Source organism: Kamptonema animale CS-326 (assembly GCF_028330895.1).
Classification (GTDB): domain Bacteria; phylum Cyanobacteriota; class Cyanobacteriia; order Cyanobacteriales; family Microcoleaceae; genus Kamptonema; species Kamptonema formosum.
The window spans coordinates 1-3,907 of sequence record NZ_JAQMUA010000374.1; the positions used below are offsets into that span (position 1 = coordinate 1).

General features: G+C 42.6%; 1 protein-coding gene. It reads right to left on the minus strand.

Annotated features, from left to right (window positions below):
• Window positions 1–3,907: PAS domain S-box protein (locus PN499_RS21830; protein WP_272034561.1), on the minus strand; the 3,907-nt coding region annotated here is incomplete at both ends.

Genomic DNA, 3,907 nt, shown 5'->3' on the forward strand with positions numbered 1-3,907 from the left:
GAACTTTGTAGTCTTTGTCAACTCTAGAAAAAGTGCGGAGGCTAGTGCTAATACCTTGGATGCGATCGCAGCCCAATTGCATCGAGTCAATCATTTTAGGCAAGTCTTCGATGATGTAATCTAAATCGATATCTTCGGCATGGTCGGTAATCTCTGTTTCTGGTGCGCGATCGCGATAGAGATTGAGATGCGCTACTAAGTCTTGAACTGTGGATTTAGCTTCATTCAAATTGCCGGAAATAAAGCCGACGGGGTTATTAATTTCATGAGCAACGCCAGCAACTAAATTTCCCAAAGCTGACATCTTTTCGCTTTGAATCATTTGCAATTGGGTTTGCTGTAAGTTTTGTAAAGCTTGTTCTAATTCCTGAGATTTTTGGATGATGGCGGCTTCCGCTTGTTTGCGATCGCGGATGTCGCGCATAATCGCAGCAAAATAGATCGGTTGAGCCGTCTGTGGGTCATTAATGGTGAAAATGTTGTAATTAACAGGAATCTGTTCCTTAGTGACAAAGTGCTGCAAGAGCAGATCTGTTTGAGCAAAACCCTGTTGCATTGCCTGTGGCAAAATCGTTCGTTGAATTTCAGTAAGAGTTTCTAAACTGTGGAATTGGCTGATATGTAGACTCAAAATATCCACTGCGCTATCAATTCCAACTAATCGGCATCCAGCGGGATTTACATACAAAGCTTGCCCATCAATGGCGGCGATGCCAATAAAATCGGTGCTATTTTCCACTACAGCAGCAAGTTTTTGTAGTTCTAGTTCTACTCGCTTGCGATCGCTAATATCTCGCATCACAACTACAGCACCGACTTTGTTACCCCAAGAATCGAAGATTGCTTGTCCGCTGGCTAATAAACTTCTCCGAGAACCCTGACTCGGTGCAATTACCATTTCGGCATTTTCGACGATTTCCCCTTGCAAGGCACGAAATAGAGGAATTTCTGTTGTTGCTAAAGGTGTTTGACCATCAGAGTGATAGAGTGAGAAATATTCGCCCCATTGTTCTGATGGTAATGATTCTACCGGTAAGCCATGAAATTCCTGTGTTGCTTTGTTAAAAAGAGTCAAATTACCACTAGCATCGCAGACAACAATGCCATCGGTAATATTGTGAATGATGGCATTCAAAAACTCTCGTTCTTTAGCTAGAGATGCTTCAGTTTGTTTTAATTGTTCTAGTGAGGCTTGTAAGGATTTGGATTTTTCCTGTTCTCGCTCATACAGTCGAGCATTTTCTAGGGAAATAGCAGCTTGAGTACAGAGTAAATTCAGGAGTTCGACGCGATCGCTTGTAAACGCCCCCGTCGCTAAATTATTCTCTAGATATAAAATGCCCATCAACTTACCTTGATGCAAAATCGGGCTACACAAGATACTTTTGGGCTGCTGACGGATGATATAGGGGTCATTGGCTAAGGTGCGATCGGCACTGGCATCAACTATTACAGTAGTTTGCTTGTCATGCAAGACTTTGTAAATTAGTCTGTGGGGAATGTCCTCGCTATCTTCAATGGGAATACGCTGCAAGACAATTGGCTTTGAACCTGTGGTAATTGACCCTTTGATTAACAGGTGCGAGTCTCGCAAGAGCATGAACACGCATTTATCAGCCCCCGCATTTTCGATGACGATCTTCAGCAACGATGAAAGTAGATTTTCCAGTTCGATTTCACCGGAAATAGTATGAGAAGCTTTGAGAATAGTAGCTAAATCTAAAGCCAGAGAAACATTACTACTGGATATGGCCGAACTACTGGAGGTGACACTACCCAATGTGAACAGAGTTTCGTGAGTGGAGAGAGGAGAACGGGTTTGCTCTAATATAGGTGTAAGTAGTTGCGGATAGCGAGCTTCTAGGTCAGCGACTTTGGCTTTTGCACCCCAACGAGCATAGGCATAGTAGGCTTCAATCATGTAGTCCCCAGCAATGCGCTGTCTGCCCCAATCTAGGTAGAATTTTGCTGCCAGTTCGTTAGCAAGTGCTTCTTCTTGGGTATATTCGTTGGCTTTGGCTAGAGTTATCGCCTTGTCGTAAAACTCAATTGCTTCGGCTTTTTGTCCTAACACTCGACTCTTTTCTGCCGCTACCAAATCAACCTTATGTTGATAATTCATGGGTGCATGATCCGCCCATTGCTGTAACTTGGTTTGATTTTCTATGACACCCTGCAATGCTTCTGATGTTTCATCTAACTGTGGATTCAATTGTGCCAGAGTTAGCAGAGAATCATAAAGATAAAATACTGGTTCGGTGACTAATCCCGCACCAGCCATAAAATAGCGCCTGACTTCAATAGCATGATTTTTCGCTGGCTCAATTTCTCCAAACAAGAAACAAAGCATCAGTTTATACAAATGGAAAATATACAATCCATATCCATCTTTGGCAGACTCTAGCTGCGGGAGAAATTCTGTTTCTTCAAGGGCTTTCCCAGACAAAAGGGTGGTATGTTCTGCAAGACCTAACAGGTTTAAAACAGGTTGCCAATAAATCCGGCTATAATTTGCGGTTGTCAATTGATTTAATTGCATCAAACTATGGCAGTAAGCGCAAATATCCTGCTCTAAGGTAGCCAAGGATTGACCACACCAAAAAGAATTGAGACAAAAACTGTGGCCATTGTACCCAGCAAGTACCAAGTTCCCAAATTCTATGGCAGTGGTGTAACCTTCTTGCAAGAGGGGTAGTGTTTCTTTAATGTGAGATTTGCGGTGTACAACAAATAACCCCAAGAGCATCAAAACCTCTGTTTTAGTGGCTTTGGCATCAAGTTTTGAGATAATCTGGAGTGCCAGAGAACCAAACTGTGTTCCTGTATCTACGACTTGGAAGAAATTGCAGAGAATATTGCCATAGTTCGCATAGCTGTAAGCAGAAATCGATGTGTTACCGTACTGAATGGAAAGTTTAACCGAGAAAGTATTCAGCAATGGGAACAGCGCAGAGCCAGTGAGGTAAGCTGCTGGGCTGATGATATTGGCAATCTTAAGAATAGCGAGTTTTTCGGCATCTCGCATCTCAGGCAAGTGAACCAAATCAGCGATTTCCCGATCTCCAATGAGTTCCTCAATCTGTTGGATTTCCCGTTGAATATCTGATGGTGTCGGTGTTTCAGGAAAGGTAAAGCCAAGCTGTTGTAAGACTGGTTGGCCGATCGCGATCGCTGAGGTCAATTTACTTTGGAAAATATGCGATTGAATTCTAATGCAGTAAACATTAACCTTTTCTAGTAACGAATGTGCCTGTTCAATGACAGTATCAATGAACTGTTCCATCGCCTCAAAATTACCATTTAGCAGTGCTACTTCTGCCGCTAATTCATACAAGGTGAGGGTCATTTCATACTGCTGCTGCCAAGCATTTTTTTCCAACAAAGACAATCCCACTGCCGCATATTCACGCGCTGCTTGATAGGCGGTTGAGGTTTTGGCTTTGCGACAGGCAATTAAATTGAGTTGGGCTAATTCTTCCCGTTCTGTTGGTTGGGTAATTAAAGCCGTGCCGTGATTTAATTGATTGACGATTTCAAAAATCCGGTCTTCTCTTGCTTGTGCGGAAACCTGTTGCAGCAGTAGTTTTCCGATTTGGTAATGAGTCGTCTGTTTTTGGTCATCGGGAATTAGGGAATAGGCGGCTTGTTGGACGCGATCGTGTAAAAATTTGTAGGTAACATTTTGAGATTCTTCTGAAGTAACGGCTTGACTTTCTGCCCCTACATAAAATTTATAAACATCACCGATCGGTAAAATCAAACCTTCTTGCAATGCTTTCCATAAATTGGCTGCGGTTTCTACTTCTGAGTGTTCGGAAACAATTGCTAATGTTGCTAGCTCGAACTGATTGCCAATACAAGCGGCTAACTTCAGAATATTCTGGGTTGCTAAGGGTAACTTCTCTAA